At 46.1% G+C, this 25,871-nt stretch carries 24 protein-coding genes; 11 read left to right on the top strand and 13 right to left on the bottom strand.

Features of this window, described 5'->3' with window-relative positions; genetic code table 11:
* Positions 1–846: a co-chaperone DjlA gene (gene djlA, locus OCU35_RS11730; RefSeq protein WP_102426980.1), complete on the bottom strand. Its 846-nt coding sequence runs from the start codon at positions 844–846 to the stop codon at positions 1–3.
* Between the two features lie 150 nt (positions 847–996).
* Here djlA and lptD point away from each other — a divergent pair, with 150 nt between their 5' ends.
* From lptD to apaH, 6 genes are read left to right on the top strand one after another with little or no spacing between them, the layout of a single operon-like run.
* Complete coding sequence (lptD, locus tag OCU35_RS11735) at positions 997–3,456, top strand: LPS assembly protein LptD (RefSeq protein ID WP_261825403.1); 2,460 nt, start codon at positions 997–999, stop codon at positions 3,454–3,456.
* A gap of 53 nt (positions 3,457–3,509) precedes the next feature.
* On the top strand, positions 3,510–4,820 hold the full coding sequence (gene surA / locus OCU35_RS11740) for a peptidylprolyl isomerase SurA (protein WP_017242766.1): 1,311 nt from the start codon (positions 3,510–3,512) through the stop codon (positions 4,818–4,820).
* The gene (gene pdxA, locus OCU35_RS11745; RefSeq protein ID WP_017029037.1) at positions 4,810–5,796 is read left to right on the top strand and encodes a 4-hydroxythreonine-4-phosphate dehydrogenase PdxA; all 987 of its coding nucleotides are present in this window, start codon (positions 4,810–4,812) and stop codon (positions 5,794–5,796) included. The genes surA and pdxA overlap by 11 nt, the downstream gene beginning before the upstream one ends.
* On the top strand, positions 5,793–6,596 hold the full coding sequence (gene rsmA, locus OCU35_RS11750) for a 16S rRNA (adenine(1518)-N(6)/adenine(1519)-N(6))-dimethyltransferase RsmA (RefSeq protein WP_017029038.1): 804 nt from the start codon (positions 5,793–5,795) through the stop codon (positions 6,594–6,596). The genes pdxA and rsmA overlap by 4 nt, the downstream gene beginning before the upstream one ends.
* A gap of 28 nt (positions 6,597–6,624) precedes the next feature.
* Positions 6,625–7,005, top strand: a complete 381-nt coding sequence (gene apaG / locus OCU35_RS11755; protein WP_017029039.1) for a Co2+/Mg2+ efflux protein ApaG — start codon at positions 6,625–6,627, stop codon at positions 7,003–7,005.
* A gap of 12 nt (positions 7,006–7,017) precedes the next feature.
* Entirely contained in the window at positions 7,018–7,821 is an 804-nt protein-coding gene (gene apaH, locus OCU35_RS11760) for a bis(5'-nucleosyl)-tetraphosphatase (symmetrical) ApaH (protein ID WP_261825404.1), read from the top strand.
* Between the two features lie 23 nt (positions 7,822–7,844).
* Here the strand turns inward: apaH and folA are convergent, their stop codons facing one another.
* The 7 genes from folA to rplU form a co-directional block, all read right to left on the bottom strand.
* A complete protein-coding gene (gene folA, locus OCU35_RS11765; protein WP_261825405.1) occupies positions 7,845–8,327 on the bottom strand; it encodes a type 3 dihydrofolate reductase in 483 nt (160 codons plus the stop codon).
* 12 nt (positions 8,328–8,339) lie between these two features.
* A complete protein-coding gene (locus OCU35_RS11770) occupies positions 8,340–8,816 on the bottom strand; it encodes a threonine/serine exporter family protein (RefSeq protein ID WP_017242769.1) in 477 nt (158 codons plus the stop codon).
* Entirely contained in the window at positions 8,813–9,580 is a 768-nt protein-coding gene (locus tag OCU35_RS11775; RefSeq protein WP_017242770.1) for a threonine/serine exporter family protein, read from the bottom strand. Before OCU35_RS11775 ends, OCU35_RS11770 begins: the two co-directional genes overlap by 4 nt.
* 121 nt (positions 9,581–9,701) lie before the next feature.
* On the bottom strand, positions 9,702–10,760 hold the full coding sequence (locus tag OCU35_RS11780) for an FUSC family protein (protein ID WP_261825406.1): 1,059 nt from the start codon (positions 10,758–10,760) through the stop codon (positions 9,702–9,704).
* 112 nt (positions 10,761–10,872) lie between these two features.
* Positions 10,873–12,039, bottom strand: coding sequence for an Obg family GTPase CgtA (gene cgtA / locus OCU35_RS11785; RefSeq protein WP_017029045.1), 1,167 nt, complete (start codon positions 12,037–12,039; stop codon positions 10,873–10,875).
* Positions 12,040–12,234: 195 nt separating this feature from the next.
* Positions 12,235–12,492, bottom strand: coding sequence for a 50S ribosomal protein L27 (gene rpmA, locus OCU35_RS11790; protein ID WP_017029046.1), 258 nt, complete (start codon positions 12,490–12,492; stop codon positions 12,235–12,237).
* Positions 12,493–12,511: 19 nt separating this feature from the next.
* Positions 12,512–12,823, bottom strand: a complete 312-nt coding sequence (gene rplU, locus OCU35_RS11795) for a 50S ribosomal protein L21 (RefSeq protein ID WP_017029047.1) — start codon at positions 12,821–12,823, stop codon at positions 12,512–12,514.
* Between the two features lie 268 nt (positions 12,824–13,091).
* On the opposite strand from rplU, the gene ispB reads away from it, so the two are divergent.
* Positions 13,092–14,063 carry an octaprenyl diphosphate synthase gene (ispB, locus tag OCU35_RS11800; protein ID WP_261825407.1) on the top strand — a complete coding sequence of 324 codons (972 nt, stop codon included), beginning with the start codon at positions 13,092–13,094 and terminating at the stop codon, positions 14,061–14,063.
* A gap of 54 nt (positions 14,064–14,117) precedes the next feature.
* On the opposite strand, the gene OCU35_RS11805 is transcribed toward ispB, so the two are convergent.
* A complete protein-coding gene (locus OCU35_RS11805; RefSeq protein WP_237334482.1) occupies positions 14,118–14,300 on the bottom strand; it encodes a hypothetical protein in 183 nt (60 codons plus the stop codon).
* Between the two features lie 124 nt (positions 14,301–14,424).
* Positions 14,425–15,360, bottom strand: coding sequence for a malate dehydrogenase (gene mdh, locus OCU35_RS11810; RefSeq protein WP_017029050.1), 936 nt, complete (start codon positions 15,358–15,360; stop codon positions 14,425–14,427).
* Positions 15,361–15,656: 296 nt separating this feature from the next.
* Between mdh and argR the strand changes: the two genes are divergently transcribed.
* From argR to OCU35_RS11830, 4 genes are all read left to right on the top strand, one after another.
* A complete protein-coding gene (gene argR / locus OCU35_RS11815; protein WP_017029051.1) occupies positions 15,657–16,127 on the top strand; it encodes a transcriptional regulator ArgR in 471 nt (156 codons plus the stop codon).
* A 432-nt stretch (positions 16,128–16,559) separates the two neighbouring features.
* Complete coding sequence (locus OCU35_RS11820) at positions 16,560–17,528, top strand: TAXI family TRAP transporter solute-binding subunit (protein WP_102426975.1); 969 nt, start codon at positions 16,560–16,562, stop codon at positions 17,526–17,528.
* A 412-nt stretch (positions 17,529–17,940) separates the two neighbouring features.
* The gene (locus OCU35_RS11825) at positions 17,941–20,514 is read left to right on the top strand and encodes a TRAP transporter permease (protein WP_102426974.1); all 2,574 of its coding nucleotides are present in this window, start codon (positions 17,941–17,943) and stop codon (positions 20,512–20,514) included.
* Between the two features lie 72 nt (positions 20,515–20,586).
* Complete coding sequence (locus OCU35_RS11830) at positions 20,587–21,024, top strand: universal stress protein (RefSeq protein WP_017242774.1); 438 nt, start codon at positions 20,587–20,589, stop codon at positions 21,022–21,024.
* Between the two features lie 82 nt (positions 21,025–21,106).
* On the opposite strand, the gene OCU35_RS11835 is transcribed toward OCU35_RS11830, so the two are convergent.
* Genes OCU35_RS11835 through rapA form a run of 3 tightly spaced genes read right to left on the bottom strand, consistent with a single transcriptional unit; the run spans position 21,107 to position 25,744 of the window.
* Entirely contained in the window at positions 21,107–22,075 is a 969-nt protein-coding gene (locus OCU35_RS11835; protein ID WP_102501784.1) for a D-2-hydroxyacid dehydrogenase, read from the bottom strand.
* A gap of 9 nt (positions 22,076–22,084) precedes the next feature.
* Positions 22,085–22,822, bottom strand: coding sequence for a bifunctional tRNA pseudouridine(32) synthase/23S rRNA pseudouridine(746) synthase RluA (gene rluA / locus OCU35_RS11840; protein ID WP_102483691.1), 738 nt, complete (start codon positions 22,820–22,822; stop codon positions 22,085–22,087).
* 15 nt (positions 22,823–22,837) lie between these two features.
* Positions 22,838–25,744, bottom strand: coding sequence for an RNA polymerase-associated protein RapA (rapA, locus tag OCU35_RS11845; RefSeq protein WP_065209430.1), 2,907 nt, complete (start codon positions 25,742–25,744; stop codon positions 22,838–22,840).
* Positions 25,745–25,871: the final 127 nt, after the last annotated feature.

Here is a 25,871-nt window from a genome sequence, read left to right on the forward strand (position 1 = left end):
TTATTTAAAGCCTCGTTCTTTCTTCACTACATCATAGGCATTCTGGATCTCTTGCGCCTTTTCTTTTGCTACTTCAAGCATCTCAGGCGGCAAGCCTTTTGCTGACAGCTTATCCGGGTGATGCTCATTCATTAACTTGCGATAAGCACGCTTAATTTCCTTAGGCTCAGCAGAGGCTTCTATCCCAAGGATTTCATAAGCAGCGGCAAGCTGATCTTGAGTCGTAGCTTGCTGTTGATAACCACCACCTGAGTACTGTCCGCCATAGCCACCACTTTGTTGGAAGCGATAAGCGGCTTCTTGCATCTTTAATCGGCGCTCAAGTTGCGCGGCGCTAAAGCCCAACACTTCAGCCACGATATGCAGAACATCACGCTCATTCGGATGAATACTTCCATCGGCAAAGGCGGCGGAAATCTGCAGTTCAAGGAAGAACTGCATCAGATCATGCCTGCGCCCACTCACTTCACGAACGCGACCAAGTACTTCTCGCAACGGAAAAGACGATGACTTGCCTTCACGAAATGCTTCTTGAGCAATGCGTCTCTGCTCATCATTCAGATTCATACGTTGCATCATGACGCTTGCAAGATGAATCTCGCTCTCGGTTACCTGACCTTTTGCTTTCGCTACATGGCCCATCACCGAAAACGCAGCTTTAAAAAACTCTATTTGCTGCGCTGGATTCACGGTTCTCTGGTATCCAGAAAAGCCACCCTGACGAGCTTGATTGATCGCTTTTGCTCGGTCAAAGCGGTGTCCAATATACAATCCGATGAATGCGCCAATAGGCCCACCAAACAGAAAACCAAAAAATGCGCCTAAAATTTTGCCAAAAAAATACATGCTTTTTTCTCAATCTACTAATTTTTATAGAGTAATGTGCTCTTTTAGTGCCTGACGCTCCAAATTCTATTATCATAAGGAACATTCGACCAAGTAAACGGTCAATTACAGTCTACGGACTTATTCATCATCAAGGAAGTTTCTAATTCGATGTCAAAATTTCCCCGCACCTGGCTCGCTCTTTCAATAACCACAGCATTGTGTGTTACAAATGCGCAGGCAGAAACTAGTGTGCAGGAGAACTCACAAGAAGATCAAGGCTCAGTTTCACAAGTTGATCTTAGCGACTCCCAAACAGAACTCACTGATAATTCAACTGCAGAACAAAATGCCGAGCCAGCAGCTGAGCTGACGGCCATCGTTTCTGCAGCCGAAGACCAGACCTTTGACCTCACCTCGCAATGTCTGATTCCGGAAAAATCCGAAGAAGAAGAGGAACTGCCCACTCACGTAGAGGCAGATTCTCTCGATGGTATCAACGGTAAAGAAGCCACTTACCGAGGCAATGTAAAGGTTACCCAGGGAACAAAACGCGTTAATGCGGATACCGTAACCCTTTATCAAGCTGAAAATACCATAGTTGCAAGAGGCAATGTGGAAATGTCTGACGGTCAAATTAAGACCGTATCAGAAACCGCAACCTCCAATTTAGACACTGATGTCACCACTCTAGAAATGGCAAACTACAACTTGCTGTGTCAGAACGGACGTGGCGACGCTAAGGTGATTCGCGTTGAAGGAAAGCTGTACTATGAGTTAGAAGATGGCTCTATCACCTCTTGTCCAGAAGATGACAATTCATGGCGCCTAGTTTCCTCATCTATCCAAATTGACCAAGAAGCAGAAGAAGCCACGCTTTATAATCCTCGATTCGAGATTCAGAATGTGCCTGTTTTCTATCTGCCTTGGCTGACTGTACCTATTGGTGATACGCGTAAAACCGGTTTTCTCTACCCTACCGTTGCGTATGGGACGAGTGATGGCTTTGAACTTGAAGTACCAGTGTATTGGAACCTTGCACCAAACTACGATTTAGAAACCACATTCAAGTATATGTCCGAACGTGGTCTGCAAACAGATGGCAAGTTTAGGTATTTGAGTGGTTGGGGACGTGGTCAAATTGAAGGTCAGTACCTAGCGGACGATCAGAAGTATCCTGAGCTTGGCGATCGCTGGGGGGTAGGCTATACCCACTACGGCGTGTTTGACCGAAACTGGAAGCTAGAAGTTGATTACGCCAAAGTCAGTGATATTTACTTCTTTAGAGACGTATCGTCTAGCATTGGTGAGCGTGAAGACGGACAGTTACTGCAACAAGGCAAGGTGTCTTATCGTAATGACCATTGGGATACGAGCCTATTGCTTCGTGACTTCCAGTTGTTATCAACGACCACAGACCTACCCTACCGTATGGTTCCGCAGTTGAGCGCGAAGTATTTCTATCCAGAGCTTTTACCGTATCTTGATTTTGATATGGTCAGCCACGCAACCCACTTTGATACCGATGACGAGCGTAATGCTAAGCCAGGTCAAGCGACAAGACTGCATATAGAACCAGGTTTAACCATACCACTGCATACCACTTGGGGCAGTTGGGAAACCGAAGGGCGAGTACTGGGTACCTACTACCATCAAGACCTTGATGGTGTAGATCTCTCGCTAGAGGATACCCGAAACCTAGACTCAAACGTCGCGCGTATCATTCCCGAGTTTCGAAGCACAGGTACTCTTTATCTAGAGCGCGGAACAAGCTTTATTGATGGGTATACGCAGACATTAGAGCCGAAAGTCCAATACTTGTACGTACCCTATGAAGATCAAAGCAACATCTATGATTACGATACAACGCTTATGCAAACTGACTACTACGGCTTGTTTAGAACACGTAAATACAGTGGCGTTGACAAAATAGCGGCGGCTAATCAGATCAGTTATGGCGCAACAACTCGCTTTTACGACTCTAATTACAGAGAGCGTATGAATCTGGCGTTTGGTCAGATCTACTACCTGAACACGGGTAACACGAGCGAAACCGACCCTGCTGATTCTAACTATTCAGCCTGGGCGATCGAGAGTGACTTTAACTTCAATGACTATCTCTTCTATCATGGTGGCATTCAATATGACATCAGTGATTCAGAGGTACAGTTAGCCAACAGTACTATTGAGTATCGTCAAGGCCCAGGTTATATCCAAACCAACTATCGCTATGTCACTAGAAGTTATCTAGATAAAACAGTAGGTAATTCTATCAACCTAGATTCAATCACCACCGATGGTATTTCGCAGGTCGGTTTATTAGGTGGCTACAAACTCAGTAGAAATTGGAACTTTAATGCTCAATATTTCTATGATACTACCGAAGACATTATGCTAGAGGCCCTAGCACGAGTCACCTACACCTCCGATTGTTGGTATGTGGGTATCACCTACACCGACCAACTTCGTTCTTGGCCTGGAGGGGTCGGTACTCCTACTCCTGGCCCGGAATATGAAGAGAATATTAGCTTTAATATCGGCATTATCGGATTTGGCACTAACTTTGGTACGGATTATGGTGACGGAGGTAACGCTCTAGGTTACGGTCGTCCTTTCTACCTGAATAATTAAATATCTCATTGGCAACATGCCGATGACCACAAAGAAGATGTATTGGAAAAATAATGAATAAGTTTAAACGACTCGTCACGACTATGCTCCTGATGCTACTGCCCGCTATTAGCCTAGCTGCGCCAGTAGAAATGGACAGAGTAGTTGTAATCGTTAACGATGGCGTAATCTTGCAGAGCGACATTGATAGTGCGATGAAGACACTTAAGTTCAACGCTCAAGAAAACCAACAAGCACTTCCTGAAGCGGACGTGCTTAATGAGCAAGTGATCGACAAGTTGATCATGGATGAACTGCAGTCTCAAGAAGCTGAGCGAATTGGCGTAAGAATTGACGACAATCGTCTCGATGACGCAGTGCAAAGCATTGCTGAAGGCAATAAGCAATCCCAAGCACAGTTGATTGCGAGCGTTCAAGCACAAGGCTTAACCTACACTGAGTTCCGTGAGCAAATTCGTAAAGAAGTCGCCATCTCAGAGGCACGTAATGCCTTAGTTCGTCGTCGAATTAACATCCTTCCTGCCGAGGTAGAGTCAATGGCCGGTATGTTGGCGCAGGAAACCAACAAGAGCGTTAACTATCGCGTGGGCCATATTCAGCTTAGATTCAATGATGATCAATCAAAGACTGAGGTTGAAGAACAAGCTAACGAGCTGGTTGAGCGCTTGAGCAAGGGTGAGAAGTTCTCTGAACTTGCGATCGCCTACTCTAAGGGACCTAAAGCCCTAGAAGGCGGTGACTGGGGATGGATGCGTAAAGAAGAAATGCCAACCATCTTTGCCGACCAAATCACGACCCAAGGTAAAGATGCCATCATAGGTCCATTCCGCAGTGGTATTGGTTTCCATATTTTGAAAATTGAAGATGTGCAAGGCCTTGAGACTGTTGCTGTAACAGAGGTTAATGCGCGTCATATCCTCATTAAGACCTCTGTAATCCTAAGTGATGAAGGAGCACAGAAAGAACTGTATGGCTTTATTCGCCAAATCAGAGCGGGTGAAGCAACCTTTGGTGAACTAGCACAGCAATACAGTGCAGACCCAGGCTCTGCCGCTCGTGATGGTGAGCTTGGCTACCAAACGCCTGACCTATACGTACCTGAATTCAAACACCAAGTAGAAACCTTGCCTGTGGGTCAGATTAGTGAACCATTCCAAACAGTGCATGGCTGGCACATTGTAGAGGTGATTGATCGCCGTGAAGTGGATCGCACTGATAGTGCTATGAACAATAAAGCCTACAGAATCTTGTTCAATCGTAAATTTAACGAAGAAGCCTCAGCGTGGATGCAAGAACTTAGAGCCAGTGCCTTTATCGAAATGGTACAAAGCCAAGATGACGAAGAGGTCAGCAATGAGCTGTAATCGCGTCATTATTACCGCAGGTGAGCCTGCCGGCATTGGCCCTGATTTAGTCTTATCTCTAGTGGACAGTGATTACCCACACCAGTTAGTGGTGTGCGCTGACAAAAACATGTTGCAGCAGCGTGCTCAGCATCTAGGTATAGACGTTGACTTGCTCGACTACGATGCAAAACAAGCCCCATCACCTCAACGTAAAGGAACACTGACCGTTGAACATATTCCGATGGCCAAAGAAGCCGTAATTGGTCAACTTGATGAGGCTAACGGCCACTATGTGTTAAAAACACTAGAAAGAGCCGCTCAAGGCTGTATGAATGATGAATTTGCCGCTATAGTGACCGGCCCTGTGCACAAGGGGGTAATTAACCGAGCGGGAGTGGCCTTTAGTGGACATACCGAGTTCTTTGCTGAGCAATCCAATACGCCTATGGTCGTAATGATGCTGGCAACAGAAGGGTTAAGAGTTGCACTCGTTACCACGCATATACCGTTAGCCTACGTGTCGAAAGCGGTAACTGAAGAAAGAATTGAGCAAATCATGCAGATACTGCATAAGGATATGGTCACTAAATTTGGCCTTCCTAAGCCTCGAATCTACGTTTGTGGCTTAAACCCTCATGCAGGGGAAGATGGTTGCCTAGGGCAAGAGGAAATTCAAACAATTTCCCCAACCTTAGATAAGCTTAGAGAGCAAGGCATGGACATTGTAGGTCCGTTGCCTGCTGACACCATTTTTAATCACAAGTATCTACAAGATGCTGATGTGGTTTTGGGTATGTACCACGACCAAGTGCTACCAGTGCTAAAATACAAAGGCTTTGGTAGTTCAGTGAATATCACTTTAGGTCTACCCTTTATTAGAACCTCTGTCGACCATGGCACTGCCTTGGATTTGGCCGGCACAGGTAACGCGGATACAGGAAGTTTCCAAACTGCACTTTCCCACGCGATAGAATTAGTTGAGAAAAAACAATGAGAAATGATGTCCACTTAGGACACAAAGCGCGTAAACGTTTTGGTCAAAACTTTCTAAACGATCCGTACATCATTGACGGTATCGTATCATCCATCAATCCAAGACCAGGTCAAAACCTTGTCGAGATTGGCCCAGGCCTAGGTGCTATTACTGAGCCTGTTGGTAAGTTAGTTGATAAGCTAACTGTGATTGAGCTAGATAGAGACCTTGCAGAGCGTCTACGCAACCACCCTGACCTCAGTGAAAAATTGACCATTCACGAAGGTGATGCGATGCGTTTCGACTTTACTCAACTAGTAAAGCCAAACAATAAATTGCGCATTTTTGGTAATCTGCCATACAACATCTCTACTCCATTGATGTTCCACCTTTTTGAGTTCCATAAAGACATTGAAGATATGCACTTTATGCTGCAAAAAGAAGTGGTTAATCGCTTGGCGGCTGGGCCAGGTAGTAAAGCTTATGGCCGATTGACCGTTATGGCTCAATACTTCTGTAAGGTGATGCCCGTTTTAGAAGTGCCGCCTACCGCATTTGTTCCGCCACCAAAGGTCGACTCTGCGGTTATTCGACTGATGCCATACGAGACACTGCCATATCCAGCGAAAGACCTGAAATGGCTAGATAGAGTCTGTCGTGAAGGCTTCAATCAGCGCCGTAAGACTATTCGCAACTGCTATAAATCACTAGTTAGCGCAGAAGTAATGGAACAACTGGGGATCAACCCAGGCATGCGTCCGGAGAATTTAACTCTGGAACAATTTGTCGATATGGCTAACTGGCTTGCCGACAACCACTAGAGCTAACACGCTCTAACAAGGAGACCACATGGACGTCAGTCAACCTTGTATCAAATGTCATGTACACACCAAATACATAGCGGAACAATCGGAACCCGATAATGGCCGCTATGTATTTGCATACATGATCACCATAAAAAATCTCAGCCCTCATTCCGTACAACTTCTCTCTCGCTGCTGGTTAATTACCGATGGCAATGGCAAGCAAATCACCGTAGAAGGTGATGGTGTCGTTGGAGAGCAGCCTGTTATTGCGTCACATGACGATTACACCTATACCAGCGGTACCGCTCTAGAGACACCAGTGGGCGTCATGCAGGGGCACTATATTATGCAATCTGACGACGGTGATACCTTTAAAGCTCAGATCGCCCCTTTCAACCTTTCCGTGCCAAACGTTATCAATTAATTAGAGGTTTTCTTGTCCAACTATCTTGTTGGAGACATCCAAGGTTGCATGGATGAACTCCTGTTACTGCTAGAAAAAGTCCACTTCGACCCACAACAAGACACACTTTGGGTTGCCGGAGACCTTGTCGCACGTGGCCCAAAATCACTAGAAACGCTGCGATTTATTCGCTCATTGGGTGATTCAGCAAAAGTGGTCTTGGGTAACCACGACTTGCACCTTATTGCCATTTCATTAGGGGTTCATAAGGCCAAGCCAAAAGACAATACCTTACCTATCTTTGATGCGGATGATTGCTCTGAGTTAATAGACTGGCTTCGTCACCAACCATTACTCGTGGAGCATCCAGAATTCGTGATGAGTCATGCTGGTATCTATCCGCTTTGGACCCTCGATGAAGCACGCCAAGCCTCTCAAGAAGTGGAGCAGGTACTATCTGGGGATAACTGGAAAAAGCTGATTAAAAAGATGTACGGCAACTCTCCCGACATCTGGGATCCTGCACTAGAGGGGATGCCCCGCCTAAGGTTTACCATCAATGCAATGACGCGCATGCGTTATTGTTATCATGATGGACGCTTAGATATGGACAGCAAACTGCCACCAGAAGAAGTAGACAAGAACGAATTGATACCTTGGTTTGAACTAGAACAGAGAGTGTCGCTACCAAAGAAATCCATATTTGGACACTGGGCAGCATTGATGGGCACTGATTCACACAATGTTATCGGCTTAGATACCGGCTGCGTATGGGGCAATCATATGACCATGCTTCGCTGGGAGGACAAGCGCTACTTTACACAAGCAGCGCTGTAATATGATCTGATAGGGCTAGTTATTTAGCCCTTTTCCAACACCACAAACTGCATATCATGGGCATTCTTCTCATCAGATAAGTACTGCTCAGAATGGGTTTGTTTCCAGCCTTTTCCCCAGTCTGGGAATTGGGTATCTCCGTCTACTTCAAGGTCAATGTAGGTCAAGTACAGCTTGTGTGCCAAAGGCAAGCAGTGTTCATAGATAGAGCCACCGCCAATAATCATCACCTCTGCCTCATCCGCGACCACCTCTAATGCTGATTCAATCGAGGTAACCGTTGTCACGCCTTCAATTGTTAGCTCGGCGTCGCGGCTGATAACAATATTGTGCCTGCCGGGCAAAGGGCGACCGATAGATTCATACGTCTTTCTCCCCATGATCACAGGCTTACCCATAGTGCACTTCTTAAACCAGCTAAAATCGGCTGGTAGGTGCCACGGCATTTGGTTGTCTTTGCCGATAATACGGTTGTTAGCCATAGCGGCAATCATGCTGACGATCATTGGGATATTCCTCTAAACAATAGGGCGACGACGATAAATAAATAAGCCAGGCATAGCGAGCCCAACTGCAAGTCCTGCAATGATAAACATTGCGGTGAGGAAATTCTCTATTAAGCCAGCAAATAATTCATGGGTGTAGCCTGATTGGCTAATTTCTACCATGGCAATCATCGCATTGAAGGCATATACCCCAGGAACCATAGGAATCATTGCGGCAACGGTAAACACCTTTGGGTGAGCCAAGAATCGATGCGACCACGCGACTCCGATAAAGCCAACTATGGTAGCAGCAAACAAGGTAGCCCATTCTATAGGCATGCCAAACTGCATCATCAAATAGCGCGAACCGTGGCCAATAGCGCCGCCTAGCGCGCAATAGAACAGCGCACTCTTAGGCACATTGAAAACCAGTGCAAAGCCGACCGCAGGAATGGCGGCAAAGAACATGTCGTCAATAAGCCCCAAGAGTAAAGCAAACAAATCACTCATAGTGTCACCCCAAACATGCCTAACACACCGCTCACTGCGACAATCCCTAAACAGGTTGCCAGTGTAAGCAGACTGCCCATCACAAATCGAGCAATGCCCATATTGATATACCCTTTCAAGACATCCGCAACAGAGTTAATTAAAGGGAAGCCGGGAACCAGCATAAGAACCGACGATGCCATGACGACATTGGGGCTGTTACCAATCTCAAACACTACCGCTTGCGCTGAAATAAAGGTGGTGACGAAAGCTGTAGTCGCAAAGTTGAGTAGTGGGTTGAAGTGACGATGGCCAATCTCTTGCCTGACAATCATGCCGATAGCAGAAGCCACAAAGGTCATCGCAAATACGGCGCTATCACCTCCGGCAAGGTGACTGAACGAGGCACAAGACAAACCAATCATAAACACCACTAGCCAGCGATTGTAACGCTCCGGGGTGATTTTATTCAGCTTCTGCTGGGCGAGGTCGTAATCTAGGATGCCTTTTTCTAGCATGATGCAGATACGCTGTACTTCTGTCACCGCGCGCATATTGATTCCCCTATCGGGGCAGCGTCGTGTGGTGGTCATGCAATGCTCATGGGTAACCGTAGTCACAACCAATGAACTAGCAGAGAGTGATACTTCGACTTCATCCATACCACAGGCAAGACCAATACGCTCCATTATGCCACCGATAAGCGCGCTTTCAGCTCCATGAGCATGCAACATCTGTCCCGCTTGAGCGATAAGGCGAGAAACAGCGCGTTGTTTAGATTCCATTCTATCTCTTTGAGGATTGTTTAAAATAAAAACAATATTCTATTGGGTTTGCATATAAAACAATACTGATAATTCAAATTTAATTGATTAAGAACAACCAAAATTGAAGACCAAAGCGAACTTATGATTTTTGTGAGAGGTTAAGGGCTAAGATCAGCAATTTCTTAAGATTTCCGAGATCTTCAATAAGCTTCAGGTTAAGCCAAACATAGCCATAGATATTGGACTTTTCACCGCCTAATTCAGCGATAATGTCTTTTAATTCACCAATAATCTCATCCATTTCTTCAATACGAATGCTACCTCGAACCTCGCCCTTTTCGACTAGATAAGCCAGGTCTTCAAGCTCTTGCTCCACTTGCTGCTGGCATTGTTTTAGCGATTTAGACCACAGCATATTTAAATGACTTTCTCTGTCACTCCAATAGGAATGGTTAAGGAGCTCAATAGTACTCAGCAAATTGCGCAATTGAATCTGAATGGCATCGAGCAGCTGGCGCTTGAGTTTGGTTTCTTTGATCGATGGTGACGTAAGAGTAGTAATAGTGGTCATCTCTTTAACAAGCGTATTTTGAAACGGCTCAAGATTAGGCTTTTCTATCACGTTGGGAGAGTAGGAAAGATGATAAACCTTAGAAAGGGTTTTGAGAGTGTTTGCGATGCGCAGGCGCCAATGGATGAATGCACGCTGTGGATAGATAAGGCAAAACAGTACCGCAATAATACAGCCCAATGTCACATCAACGCCGCGCCACATCGCCACATCTACATCGGCATTTGCAGCCCCCAAGGTGACCGCTAAGGTAATACCTATCAATATCCCTACGTACGGTCGCTTACCAAGTGCAAAGTAGGCGCTCAGAAAGATGATCACCGCACACCACAAATACATTAGCGCCACAGAATACTGACTGATAGCAATGCCGATGATTCCTGATATTGCCCCAAGAGAAGTGCCGAGGACACGATGCCAAGCCCTTGGCAAAACGTTACCAAGGTAGGAGATTGGTCCTATCACCACAAATAGAGTAATGAGGATCCAAGTTCGCTCCGGAACCTCAAAGTACGTCGCTGCAATTAAGGTAAGAACAAAGGCTACAGCGATGCGTACACCATGGACGATACGATAATGGGTGAAGATAAACGCATCGAGATTAGAGATTTTCTGGTTTAGGTGCATGATCTCTGATCCTTGAGATAAATTCTGTTTCGCACAGACAAAAAAAGAGCCGGGATAGTCTCCAGGCTCTTTTTATTATGTTTATTGTTCAGGCTATTGTCTACAAAAGATACTAGTCACGAACGTAGATAACATGACCGTCATCTTCTTCGTCGTCATCCCAGTCATCGTCGTCTTCAGTAACAACGTTGCTGCCTGACATCGCATCTTTGTGGTAGTCATCCCACATAAAGTCGACTTTGTCTTCTTCTGAAATTTCTTCCGCTTGACGAGGAAGTGTTTCCATAAAGTCAGCAAGTTTGTAACACAACTCTTTGGTGCCGTGTTTATTGATTGCTGAAATCTTGAAGTACTGTTCTTCCCAGCCAAGCGCGTCCAAGATCTCTTGGATCGTTTCATTCGCTTCTTCTTCAGGCATAAGATCAGTCTTGTTGAATACCAACCAGCGTGGTTTATCTGCTAGCTTCTCACTGTACTGCTCAAGTTCATCAATGATGGTCAGAGCATTTTGCACAGGATCGCTTTGATCAACCGGCATGATATCGATCATATGCAGCAATACACGGCAGCGCTCTAGGTGCTTCAAGAAGCGAATACCAAGGCCAGCGCCATCTGCGGCACCCTCGATCAAACCAGGGATATCAGCAACTACAAAGCTCTTTTCTGGAACCACACTCACTACACCCAAGCTTGGGATAAGAGTCGTAAACGGGTAATCCGCTACCTTTGGTTTAGCTGCAGAAACTGAACGAATAAAGGTCGACTTACCCGCATTTGGCAGGCCAAGCATACCTACGTCAGCCAATAGCAGTAGCTCTAGGCGAAGTTCACGAACCTCTCCTTTAGTACCCATAGTCTTTTGACGAGGAGCTCGGTTCACTGATGATTTAAAACGGGTGTTGCCCAGTCCGTGCCAACCGCCTTTTGCGATCATTACTTTCTTGCCGTGCTCTGCAACCTCACCCACAACCTCATTGGTATGGATGTCTACGGCGCGCGTGCCTACTGGCACCTTAAGTGTCAGGTCATTACCACGCTTACCAGTACAGTTACCGCCACGGCCATTTGCGCCACGATCTGCTGCATAAAAGCGTTGGAAACGGTAATCGATCAGCGTATTCAGGTTTTCGTCAGCTTCAAGGTAGATATCACCACCGTCACCGCCGTCACCGCCATCGGGACCACCTTTCGTTATAAACTTTTCACGCCAGAAACTAACAATGCCGTTACCGCCATCGCCTGCTTCTACCTTTACAGTTGCTTCATCTACGAATTTCATTTCTCACTCCGTATTGGTGTGAATATCTTGCTTGGATCAACTTTAGCAGATCCAACTCTTTTAGGTGCTAGGTATCTGGGTGCTAGGCCCTAGAGTATTCCCTAGGACCCAGGACCAAGAAACCGAGTACCTTTAAAATAAAAAACCCCGCCGAATCGGCAGGGCTTTTGAATTCAGCTTGAATCTAAGTATTAATTACTCAGAATCGATGCTAACGAATTTACGGTTCTTAGGACCTTTAACTTCAAATTTCACTTTACCTTCAGTAAGAGCGAAAAGAGTGTGGTCTTTACCGATACCAACGTTGTTACCAGCGTGGAATTTAGTACCACGTTGACGAACGATGATGTTACCCGCTAGAACTGATTCGCCACCAAAACGCTTAACGCCAAGACGTTTGCTTTCTGAATCGCGACCGTTACGAGTAGAACCGCCAGCTTTTTTGTGTGCCATTGTTAAACTCTCCTATAACTTAAGCGTTGATGCCAGTGATCTTCACTTCAGTGAACCACTGACGATGACCTTGTTGCTTACGAGAGTGCTTACGACGACGGAACTTAACGATTTTTACTTTATCGCCACGACCGTGCTTAACCACTTCAGCTACAACTTTGCCACCTTCAACAAGAGGTGCACCAACAGTGATTTCTTCACCGTTAGCGATCATAAGAACTGAGTCAAACTCAACAGTTGCACCAGTTTCAACGTCCAATTTCTCTAAACGAAGAGTTTGGCCTTCGCTTACACGGTGTTGTTTACCACCAGATTGGAAAACAGCGTACATATTTTACTCCGCTTTTTCCGCACAGCCTTTAACTTAAATTTGTAGTTTGGGTGTGCGCTAACTAATTCATCAATAGGGCGCAGATTCTACGTGAACGCATCACATAAAACAAGCCATATTTTAAAAAAATTGGCGAAAAGATAATCGCCACATAAAAGTGCGAGAATGATGCCTTTTACGGGTGTATTTGGCAACGTTTTTTAGTGTAAAATTCAACATTAATTATCATCCCAGCTACTCCCCGTAGCGACTCAAAACCGGAAGTACAATGGACTTTAGCGCTATTCAGGCCCTCACTGCCGACGACATGGTAAAAGTAGACCAAACAATTCACGCTCAGCTGACCTCAGAAGTCGCTCTAATCAATCAATTGGGGCACTACATTGTTAGCGGTGGTGGAAAGCGTTTACGCCCGCTTATCACGCTGCTATCGGCTCGTGCTTTGGGGTATGAAGGTGAAGGGCATATCACCGCTGCTGCGTTCATTGAATTCATTCACACAGCAACGCTGTTGCACGATGATGTGGTTGATGAATCGGATATGCGCCGAGGAAAAGAAACCGCCAACGCCGCTTTTGGTAATGCGGCCAGTGTTTTGGTGGGTGATTATATCTACACCCGCTCATTCCAAATGATGACAAGCCTAGGATCTTTGAGGATCCTCGAGTTGATGAGTGAAGCGGTTAATGTGATCGCTGAAGGTGAGGTTCAGCAATTGATGAACTGCAATGATGCTTCTACAACCGAAGAAAGCTATATGCAGGTGATCTACTCTAAAACCGCACGCCTATTTGAATCAGCTTCGCAAATTGCAGCAATATTAACGAACTCTACTCCAGATCTAGAAACCGCGATGCAAAACTATGGCCGCCATCTAGGTACGGCGTTTCAGCTTATCGATGATGTATTGGATTACACCGCTGACGGCAAAGAGATGGGTAAAAACGTAGGGGATGACCTTGCAGAAGGAAAGCCTACCCTACCGCTTCTCTACGCCATGCAAAATGGGTCAGACGCACAGCGCGAAATGATTGTTGAAGCGATTGAGCAAGCTAATGGTATGGAACGCTTGGATGAGATTATGCAGGCTATGCATGATACGGGTTCATTGGAATACACCACTAAGGTCGCTAATGACGAAGCCGACAAAGCGATTGCAGCTCTGGCTATCTTGCCTGACTCAATTGAAAAAGAGGCCCTTGAAGCCTTAGCCCATCTTGCGGTCAAACGTAACAAATAAGCTAATTACAAAAACGCCACTCAAAAGAGTGGCGTTCGTTTACCTTATTCTACCCTAATAGTATTTGTCGCACCCTGGATGCAACTGAGCATCTTGATTCACTGAACTGGCTGGCACAGCCCACTGCTCATCGTGCAAACCTTCTACAAGCACCATCTCGTCTCTCTTATCTACGGCTAGGACGCGCCCCAGGCCTTCTGAAGACTCTACCCACATTCCCGTCGTGATCTTATCCATATCCATAGCCGTCGCCTCACTCTTGATGAATACAGGTTTTTACGCCGGTTATCTGTTGCGGGATCAAAAAAGCGGATCATAAAGATCCGCTTCCAGTCATTATTACTCGGTTGTTAGAGATAGCTTATTTAGCGAACTCTTCACCCTTAGCAATATCGCCAGATAGAGTTTCAAGCATGTCATCGAGAGAAGCTCTTTCAAACTCACTTAGCACGCCGTAATCCAATACCTCTTCAATGCCTTCTGTACCCAGTTTAACTGGCTGTGCAAAGAAGCGAGTATGTTCACCACTGCCTTCGACATACGCACACTCAACCACGTTAGCTTCGCCTTGTAGAGCACGAACCAGGGACAGACCAAAGCGACATGCCGCTTGACCCATAGATAGTGTCGCACTACCGCCACCCGCTTTCGCTTCAACAACCTCTGTACCTGCGTTTTGGATACGAGTGGTCAGTGATGCTATCTCTTCGCTAGTAAATTCAACGCCTTTCACTTGAGACAATAGCGGAAGAATTGTGACGCCTGAGTGGCCACCGATAACTGGCACATCTAACTGAGTAGGATCTAGACCCTTAAGTTGGCCAACAAAGGTTTCAGAGCGAATAACGTCAAGTGTTGTTACGCCGAATAAACGACGCTTGTCATAAACACCGGCTTTTTTCAGTACATCAGCAGCAATAGCAACCGTAGTGTTCACAGGGTTAGTAATGATACCCACACACGCTTTTGGACATACAACAGCAATCTTTTCCGCAAGAGATTTCACAATGCCCGCGTTCACATTAAACAGATCCGCACGATCCATGCCGGGTTTACGAGCAACACCCGCAGAGATCAATACCACGTCAGCTCCCTCTAGAGCCGGAGTAGGATCTTGTCCTGAAAAACCAACGACTGATACTGGAGTAGGGATATGACTAAGATCCGCTGCAACACCAGGAGTAACCGGTGCAATATCGTATAGAGCGAGATCTGAGCCAGCAGGAAGATTATTTTTTAGTAGAAGTGCCAGTGCTTGTCCAATACCACCAGCAGCTCCGATAACAGCGACTTTCATTGTGTTCTCCTTGGGTAAGATAGAGGTAATTGTTGTTTTAGTTCTTATATAGCCTCGAAACTATAATATTTACTTTACCTTTACAAACACGTAACGACACCTTTGCGACCTTACTCACTCATCAAAGCGGCAATTTTAGTATTAAAAGACCCTTCTCACGTATTGGAAAAGTAAGTAACCAGTTTTCATGAGACATCTCACCCATTACTTGGGTATATTACAGTTCTGTGAGACACTAACTGACGTGAGGGTTCCCCTCATGCGACTAATAAAACCAATAATATGTGGAACAACGAATGCGAAACAGCGAAAAACAGGACCGTTTAGTCCGCGAGTTCAAATCCCTTTTAAAAGAAGAACGTTTCGGCTCGCAAAGCGAGATTGTAGAAGCACTTAAACTTGAAGGCTTTGACAACATAAACCAATCTAAGGTCTCTCGTATGCTGACCAAGTTTGGCGCTGTTCGTACACGAAACGCGAAAATGGAGATGGTTTACTGTCTGCCCGCAGAGCTTGGCGTTCCTACGGTATCAAGCTCTTTGCGTGAGTTGGTACTGGATATTGACTACAACAATGCATTAGTCGTCATTCATACAGGGCCTGCTGGTGCTCAGCTGATTGCTCGCTTACTCGACTCTCTTGGTAAGTCTGAAGGCATTCTTGGTGTTGTTGCCGGCGATGACACTATTTTCATCACCCCTACCCTTGAGATCAGCACTAAACAACTGTTCGACTCTGTTTGCGAACTCTTTGAATACGCTGGATAAAATCCCCTTTCTTACCTTCACAGCTTAGTTATTAGGCTGTGAAGTCGATCACATCTCATTAAAATTACAACCTATTAACCATTTAATAATAACTCATTGTTTTTAAAGATCATTTCACAAAATCAACACCTTTAACTCCTCATATAAGCAACCGATTTTCTATTCTCCATCATCCTGCTCACTCTCTTTCTGCTTATTTTTTGCTATGATGCAGCCACTTTTTCAACGATTTACCCTCTGTAATTGCTGTTATGTTGAACGTTTCTTCTAAAGTCGATCTAAACTAAGAAGATTCGGTTGGATCGAATATTTAACATTACAACAAGTGCTGTTGGCTCAATTGGGATTGAAAAAGATGCCGTTTCCATACAGGAAACTTCAATAGCACATAGAAGGCTGTTGGTATGATCATGGATATAAGGAAGAAACATCATGGCATTTAAGAAAGCGATTAAGCTTGGTGCGATTGCTGCAGCAGTTATGGCCGCAGGCGTAGTTTCAGCGCAAGAGTTCATTACTATTGGTACTGGTTCAGTAACAGGTGTTTACTACCCTACTGGTGGTGCAATCTGTAAGCTTGTTAACAAAGACCGTAATGAACACAATGTACGTTGTTCAGTTGAGTCTACTGGCGGTTCTATCTACAACGTAAACACTATGCGTTCTGGCGAATTAGACTTTGGTATCGTTCAGTCAGATTGGCAGTACCACGGCTACAACGGAACCAGCAAATTCTCTGACCAAGGTCCTTACAAAAAGCTTCGCGCTGTATTCTCTCTTCATACAGAACCTTTTAACATCATTGCACGCGAAGACTCTGGCATTAATAACGTTTCTGATCTAGCTGGTAAGCGTGTCAACATTGGTAACCCTGGTTCTGGTGACCGCGCGACAATGGGCGTAGTCATGGACGCTATGGGCTGGACTAACGACAGCTTCAAACTTGCTTCTGAACTAAAAGGCTCTGAGCGTTCTCAAGCGCTTTGTGATAACAAGATTGATGCCTTCATCTACATGGTTGGTCACCCAAATGGATCAATCAAAGAAGCAACAACCTCTTGTAACGCGAAGTTAGTTCCAGCAACGGGTCCAGAGATCGATAAGATCGTCGCTGATAACCCTTACTATGCATTTAGCACAGTACCTGCTGGCATGTACCGTGGTACAGACCAAGACGTTAACAGCTTCGGTGTAGCGGCAACTATGGTCACGACTTCTGACGTTTCAGACGAAGTAGCTTACACAGTCGCTAAAGCGGTATTTGAAAACTTTGACACCTTCAAACGTCTACACCCTGCATTCTCAAATCTTAAGAAAGAGAACATGGTGAAAGACGGCCTATCTATTCCTCTTCACCCTGGTGCAGAGAAGTACTACAAAGAAGTAGGCCTTATCAAGTAACCCAATAAGATAAGGAGGCTAAAGCCTCCTTACTTTTGTTCGGTGGAAATAGGGGGTAGCACAGCATCCCCTTACGTTTACTAGCCAATGTCCCATTCTTGACTGGGGCTTTCTGTTTGCCTCCATTTGGCAACCCCCTCTCTTTATATTGCAATTTATTGGCTAGTATTTGGGCTTGGTCTAAGGTTATTGATACCAATCACACTGAGTAAGTGATCAGAAATAGCGCAGGAAAAATGCTCGAGAACAAGGCAGAATTTTTCGATAAGTAGTTATTCTACAATCAAAAATACTAACGCAGTTATCGAGTATTTTAACCGGCTAGAATCACCAGTTACTTAGTACGATTGGTATGAGTACCTAAAGGTGCGCGCCTAACCAATCCTCGCGTCAACAGAATTAGGACACACTAATGACACATTCAACGACTCCCTCTCAAGAGGCACAAGAGATCGTCGCACAAGCGGATACTGGGGCAAGAAACCCTTCGGGTATTCCAGGGCGAATCCTATGGTTTGTGCCGCTATGCTGGTCACTGTTTCAGCTTTGGTACGCTTCACCACTGCCATTCATTTTCAATTTCGCTATCCTCAACGATACCGAAGCTCGTTCTATCCATCTCACTTTTGCCATATTCCTTGCCTTTACCGCCTATCCAGCATTAAAGGGCTCACCGCGAGATAGAATTCCTGCCGTTGATTGGGTCTTGGCATTGCTGGGCAGTTTGGCTGCCGGCTACATTTATCTCTTCTATACCCAATTAGCTGAGCGTTCTGGTGCACCAACCACGACGGATATTGTGGCTTCGGTGATCGGCATGGTTCTGCTTCTAGAGGCAACTCGTCGCGCGCTCGGTCCACCGCTAATGGTCGTTGCTGCTTTATTCCTTACCTACACCTTTGCTGGCCCACACATGCCAGATGTCATTGCACACAAAGGCGCAAGCTTGAATAAGGCTATGTCTCACTTGTGGCTGACTACTGAGGGTGTATTCGGTGTTGCTCTGGGGGTTTCGACCTCATTTGTATTCTTGTTTGTACTGTTTGGCGCCATGTTAGAAAGAGCTGGTGCCGGTGCTTACTTTATTAAGGTCGCTTTCTCACTACTTGGTCATATGCGCGGAGGCCCCGCTAAAGCTGCGGTTGTTGCCTCTGGTCTATCAGGCTTAGTATCAGGCTCATCCATCGCCAACGTAGTGACTACTGGTACCTTTACCATTCCACTGATGAAGCGCGTTGGTTTCCCTGGCACTAAAGCGGGTGCCGTAGAGGTTGCAGCCTCCACCAATGGCCAGCTAACCCCTCCTATCATGGGTGCTGCTGCATTCTTGATGGTTGAGTATGTAGGGATATCCTATGTCGAGGTGATTAAAGCCGCTCTATTACCTGCGCTCATCTCTTATGTTGCCCTTATCTATATTGTGCACTTAGAGGCCTGTAAGGCGGGCATGGAAGGCTTACCTCGTCGCCATACGCCAACCAAACTGCAAAGCCTACTCTCTTTCACTGGCACCATTCTGGGTCTGTGCGTAATTAGTGCAGCGGTATACTACGGCATTGGCTGGACCAAAGACGTATTTGGCGCAGCCGCGACTCCAATTGTGACTGTGGCTTTGCTCATCGCTTATGTTGGGCTTGTGCGTATTTCCTCCCAGTATCAGGACCATGCCGAGATGGATCCAGATCTAACAGAGATCCCAGATGTAGGCCCTACCGTCAAATCTGGTCTGCACTTTTTGCTACCTATAGTGGTGTTGGTTTGGTGTTTGACTGTAGAGCGTTTCTCACCGGGTCTATCTGCTTTCTGGGCTACGGTATTCATGGTCTTCATTCTAATTACCCAGCGTCCATTAATGGCTTTATTTAATAAAGATAATGAGATCGCTAAAGCCGTTAAGATCGGTTTTCATGACCTGCTAGAAGCTCTGGTTTCAGGTGCGCGTAACATGATAGGCATCGGTGTCGCGACAGCAGCGGCTGGTACCGTAGTTGGCGTAGTAACGCTTACTGGCATTGGCTTGGTGATGACGGACTTTGTCGAGTTCATCTCCGGCGGTAGCGTCATCATGATGTTACTGTTTACTGCGGTTATCAGTCTTATCTTAGGTATGGGACTACCGACCACAGCCAACTATATTGTTGTGTCGACCTTGATGGCTCCGGTTATTGTCACCTTAGGTGCCGCGCACGGGCTGATCATCCCTCTGATTGCTGTACACCTGTTTGTGTTCTATTTCGGTATCCTTGCCGATGATACACCGCCAGTAGGCTTGGCGGCTTTTGCTGCCGCGGCAATTGCAAAGTCCGACCCTATTCGTACGGGTATCCAAGGCTTTACCTATGACATACGTACGGCCATTCTGCCGTTCATGTTTGTCTTCAATACTCAGCTTCTGATGATGGGAATAGACAGTTGGTGGCACCTGATGCTGACCATACTCTCTGCGACCGCCGCAATGTTGCTATTTTCTGCTGCAACGCAAGGTTGGTGGTTAACTCGCAATAAGTGGTGGGAAACCATTGCCCTGCTAGTACTGACCTTTACCTTCTTCCGTCCAGGCTTTTGGTGGGATCAAATTTACCCTGCTCAATTGGAAGTCCCTGCGACTGAAATCTCCACCGTTGTTGAGCAAATGCCAATAGGCAAGGCTCTGCAAATGGTTGTAGAGGGTGAAAACCTCGAAGGCAAGTTCATCAGCAAAACGGTTCGATTGCCGTTTGATGACAATGCCAGCACCGCAGAGGACCGCATTTCTTCAATGGGATTAATGCTTTCTCAAAATGATGATAACGTGATTGTGGATATGGTCGAATTCGGTAGCCCTGCAGAAGCTGCAGGCATAGATTTTGACTGGGAAATCAAACACATCATTCAAAAAGCAGAGCGACCAATGAAGGAGTGGGTATTCCTTCCTGCATTGATTCTAGTGTTATTAATGGCACTAAATCAAAAACGACGTCGAGCTAGAGAGTCTATCAACGCATAGTTTGATTTCGCTCAATGCCCCATGGTCTACACTATGGGGCAATAGCACGACAAAAATTCAAGAGCATTTCCCATGTACAAACAGATCTTAGTCCCCGTTGACCTGAACGAAAAAGGCTTCAGTGATAAAGCCTTAAAGGCAGCCGTTTGGCATGCCAAGCAAAGCAATGCACAGCTGCATCTTCTGAACGTATTACCAGGGATTCATATGTCCATGGTGGCAACCTACTTCCCTAAGGATGCCGTACAAGATATGAAGAAGGATGTGGAAGCTCAGCTTCGAAACTTCGCAGATAGCTTTGTAGACCCAGAACTGGTTTATCAGGTTCATATCGCTGAAGGTAAGCCCTACGCTACCATTATCGATTATGCCGAAAAGCTAGGCGCAGACTTAATCGTCATGCCAAGCCACAAGCGCTCACGAATCGATAATGTTGTTTTGGGTTCAGTGGCGAGTAAGGTGGTACATAACTCTCCAGTAAACGTACTCGTGATTAAGCCGCAAGGCTAAACTGTATTTAGATGAAAAACGGTCACCTCTTTAGGTGACCGTTTTTATTTGTACTCTTCATTTTGTGCTAAATACTTTTGTACTAAACAACTCTGTTTGAGTGCTTTCCTGCCATGAAGTCATCAATGTTATTGAGAAGAATATCCACAAGGCTTTGCAATGCAGAATCGCTCCCCCACGCTACATGCGGGGTAAGTAATAGGTTAGGCAGTGACATATTGGCAAGCAAGGGATTGGAGGTATCAGCTGGCTCTTGGGTAAACACATCAAATCCCGCCCCCGCTATATCACCCGATTTAAGCGCTCCGACTAAATGAGCTTCGTTCACTAAACCGCCTCTACCCGTGTTAATCAGAACCGAGGTCGGCTTCATTAAAGCTAACTCATCTCGTGCAATCAAATCCGTTGTACTCTGGGTAAGCGGACAGTGCAAGGTGACTATATCTGCCTGCTGTAGAGCCTCTTCAAAGCTCACATAGCCCTCTCTCACCTGCGACACACCCTTACGCTCGGCAAAGATAGGCTTCATGCCCACAGCGCTTGCTAGGGTAGCGACCGCTTGCCCCAAACTGCCACTGCCAACAATCGTTATCGTTGCCCCTGCTACGTCAGTAATAGGATGCGTGAAGAAACAAAACTGTTTGTCTTTTTGCCACACACCTTTTTCTATATCTTGATGATAAGCGAACAGATTGCGCTTGAGAGCAAAGATCATCCCAATCACATGCTCAGGTACAGAGCGTGTGGCATACCCTTGGATATTGCACACTGCTATGTGATTCTGGGCGCAGTAATCCAAATCAACATTGTTGGTTCCCGTGGCAGAGACTGCTATCAACTTGATGCTAGGGAACTGCTTAAGTATTTCGCCATTAAGCGCGACCTTATTGCTGATGACAATCTCAGCGCCAACTAATCGTTCTTCTAGTTCATCAAGCGAGGTGTAATCATACTCCACCCATTGATGTGGAAAGCTTAATTCACGAAAGTGAGCATGTGCAGGAATGGTCGCCTTATCTAAGAAGACAACCTTAGGTAACGATTGTGGCATGCGTAATCCTTAATGCTTTGGCAAGGTTTTATAGTCTGGTAACTCAGGCTCTGCAGAGTAGAGTTTCAATACTAAAGGTTCTGCCTCAGGATAAAAGTCGCATGGCACAAACATACTGACTAATTTGCCATCTTTAGGGTGATAAAAGCTCAGTTCCGTTGAATGCAGCTGCAAGCGTTCAGAATAGGCCCTCGCCTCCCCTTCAGAATAGAATTCATCGCCAACAATGGAGTGTCCCATTTCATTCATGTGCACACGCAGTTGGTGTGATCGTCCAGTAATAGGCAACAGACGCACAATACAGGTCTTTTCTTCCTGCAATACCTTTTGATAATCCGTTCTTGAAGGCTTGCCATCGTGGGTGCATACCTTCTGTCTTGGTCTGTTTGGCCAATCACAGATCAGAGGGAGATCGACGATCCCCTCTTTTTCTTCAAGCTCACCCCACACACGTGCGTAATACACCTTGTGCGTTAAGCGGTATTGAAACTGCTTTTTAAGGTGACGCTCGGCCTCTTTGTTGAGGGCAAATAACATCAAACCGGAAGTGGCCATGTCCAAGCGATGCACCACTTGGATCTCAGGGTACTCCTCGACAAGACGACTCCATAAACTATCGTAGTGGCGCTCTTCCCTACCAGGAACAGACAACAAGCCAGCAGGTTTATTGGCCACCAAGATGTGCTCATCTTGATAAATGATATCTATCCACGGGTCTACTGGAGGATGGTACTCAGTCATGGCCATGTTTTCACTCCAGTATTAGTTATGGGAAACAACGATCAAGCGTAAGGAATCCAATTGAATCTGCGCTTGAGAAATAAAGCCATCGAGCTCGCTAATTTGCTCTTCGATTGCCGATACTTCCTCGTCTCGAATGTTAGGGTTAACCGCTTTAAGGGCAAGTAGACGTTCTAGCTCAGCACTGAGGCTAGCTTGCATTTCAGCCTTAGCTTGCTGCTTAACCTGCTCATGCTTTGGCAGTACTTTCTCATCACCCATAGCAATCAAGGCCTGAACCTGCGATTGAACAGAGGTAACCAACTTACTCGCCATATGACGGTTAATTGGGCTCAACTGACGATTAAAGCTACCAAACTCAACCTGTTCGGAGAGATCGTTGCCTTTACCGTCTAGCATCAAGCGAATTGGCGTTTGCGGTAAGAAGCGAGAAATACCACTGCGTTTAGGCGCCTGTGCATCAACCAGATACACCAACTCTAAAAGCATAGTACCTACTGGCAAGGCTTTGTTTTTTAATAAAGAAACCGCTGACGCTCCCACCCCTTCACTCAGCAGTAAATCAATACCGCCTTGAATCATTGGGTGTTCCCAAGACATGAAGTTCATATCTTCACGGGAAAGCGCCGTATCACGATCAAAGGTGATGGTGGCGCCATCGTATGGAAGACCAGGGTAACTCGGCACTAGCATGTGCTCAGAAGGCGTTACGACCAATGCATTCTCTCCCTTATCGTCTTGGTTTAGGCCAATACAATCGAATAGACTAAGGGCAAAGCTAACGAACTGGGTATCGTTGTCTTTAGAGGCAATTTCATGAACCAAGTCTTGCGCTCGATCACCGCCATTAGAGTGCATCTCTAACAGTCGGTCACGGCCTTGCTCTAGGTCTTGTTTAAGCTGTTGATTAATCTTTGCCGATTGAGCAATCACATCGGGAAGCGCTGAGCTATCACCGGTTGCGATCATCTCAGTCAACTCATAAGAGAACTTCTCATACACTGTGCGACCCGTTGGGCAGGTTTCAGCAAAGGCGTTAAGACCTTCATTGTACCAATGCGCCAGTACGCCCTGAGAACTTCCCTCTAAGTAAGGAACGAATACATCAATATCAGAATTCTGGCCAATACGATCCAAGCGACCAATACGCTGCTCTAGCAAGTCTGGGTTAAATGGCAGGTCAAACATCACTAGCTGATTAGCAAACTGGAAGTTACGACCCTCTGAGCCTATTTCTGAACAGATCAGTACTTGCGCGCCGCCCTCTTCTTGCGCAAAGTAAGCGGCCGCTTTATCACGCTCTATGATCGACATACCTTCATGGAACACCGTAGCTCGAATGCCTTCACGCTCACGCAATGCTTGTTCAAGCTGCAATGCTGTCGTGGCTCTTGAGGCAATAACCAGTACCTTTTCAGAGCGCTTTTCTTTCACCTTCTCGATCAGCCAATCTACTCGGCTATCAAATTGCCACCACGACCCGGTATCTCCCAGTTCTTGGAAAACCTCTTCAGGGTAAAGCATGATGCCTGCTTGTTTTTCAATTGGCAGGTCAACATTGAACATCTTTGACACTTTAATGGCGCGAGCGTATTGCTCTGGCAAAGGCATAGGCAGCAGGTGTACTCGGCGCTCAGGGAAGCCCTTGATCGCAGCACGAGTATTTCGGAACAATACGCGTCCCGTACCATGGCGATCCATCAAGTTATCAATCAACTCTTGTCTTGCTGATGCCTGCTGTTCAGGGTGCTGGTCATCGGATATGGCCTTAAACATTGGCTCTACGTCTTGCTCGGATAGCAGCTCTGTGATCTGATTCTTAGCATCATTAGCTAGCGCTTGACCGGATAGCAACTGGCTTACAGCCTCAGCCACAGGAGCGTAGTTTTCTTCTTCACTAACAAAGGCTTGGTAATCATAGAAACGATCTGGATCTAATAGGCGTAACCTCGCAAAGTGGCTTTCACGACCAAGTTGTTCAGGCGTTGCGGTTAACAGCAACACAGCAGGAATTTTGGATGCTAGCGATTCAACAGCCATATACTCAGGGCTTGGCGCCTCAAGACTCCACTCAAGGTGATGAGCCTCATCGACTACCAATAAGTCCCACTCGGCTTCTAACGCCTGTTGATGACGCTTAGGGCTGCTCTTAAGGAAGTCCAGCGAGCAAAGCACCAATTGCTGCGTATCAAATGGATTATGGGCTTCTGCATAGGCCTCAACACAGCGCTCTTCATCAAACACCGAGAAGTGCAAATTGAAGCGACGCATCATTTCCACCAGCCATTGGTGTGTTAGGGTTTCAGGCACCACGATAAGAATTCGTTCCGCGCGACCCGCCAGCACTTGTTGATGGATGATCATGCCGGCTTCAATGGTCTTACCTAGACCTACCTCATCGGCCAGTAAAACACGCGGTGCGTATCGACGACCGACTTCTTGAGCAATGAACAGCTGATGAGGAATCAAACCCGCACGCATACCTGTCAACCCTCGAAGTGGGCTTCTATGCTGCTGGTATTGGTTGTTCAAAGCCTGATAACGCAATACAAAATTGTCCATGCGGTCAATTTGTCCGGTAAACAGCTTATCTTGTGGCTTGTTGAAACGGATCTGGTGACTTAAGAAAATCTCACGAAGCTCCACGCCTTGCTCACCGGTATCTTCACGCGTACCTACGTAGCAAAGCACCTCTTTTTCTTCAATGACCTGATCGACGTTCAGTGACCAGCCTTCATGCGCTTCGATGGTGTCGCCAACAGCAAAGGTGACACGAGTAATCGGGGCATCACTGATAGCGTACAGTCGCTCTTCTTCTGAGGCGGCAAACATCAAGGTTACCGTTCGTGCATCAATGGCAACTATCGTTCCAAGACCTAAATCACTTTCTGTATCACTAATCCAACGTTGACCAATCGCAAATGCCATTCAGCTAAAACCCTTTTGTATAATTGACTCTAACAATAGTAGAAGAAAACCGAGCAAAACTGGCTAAGTTTCCTATCAGAAAAAGGGCGACATGATAGTACATCGGTGCATGCTGGGCACGTAAAAC

This window comes from Vibrio breoganii, from assembly GCF_024346795.1.
GTDB classification, from domain to species: Bacteria; Pseudomonadota; Gammaproteobacteria; order Enterobacterales; family Vibrionaceae; genus Vibrio; species Vibrio breoganii.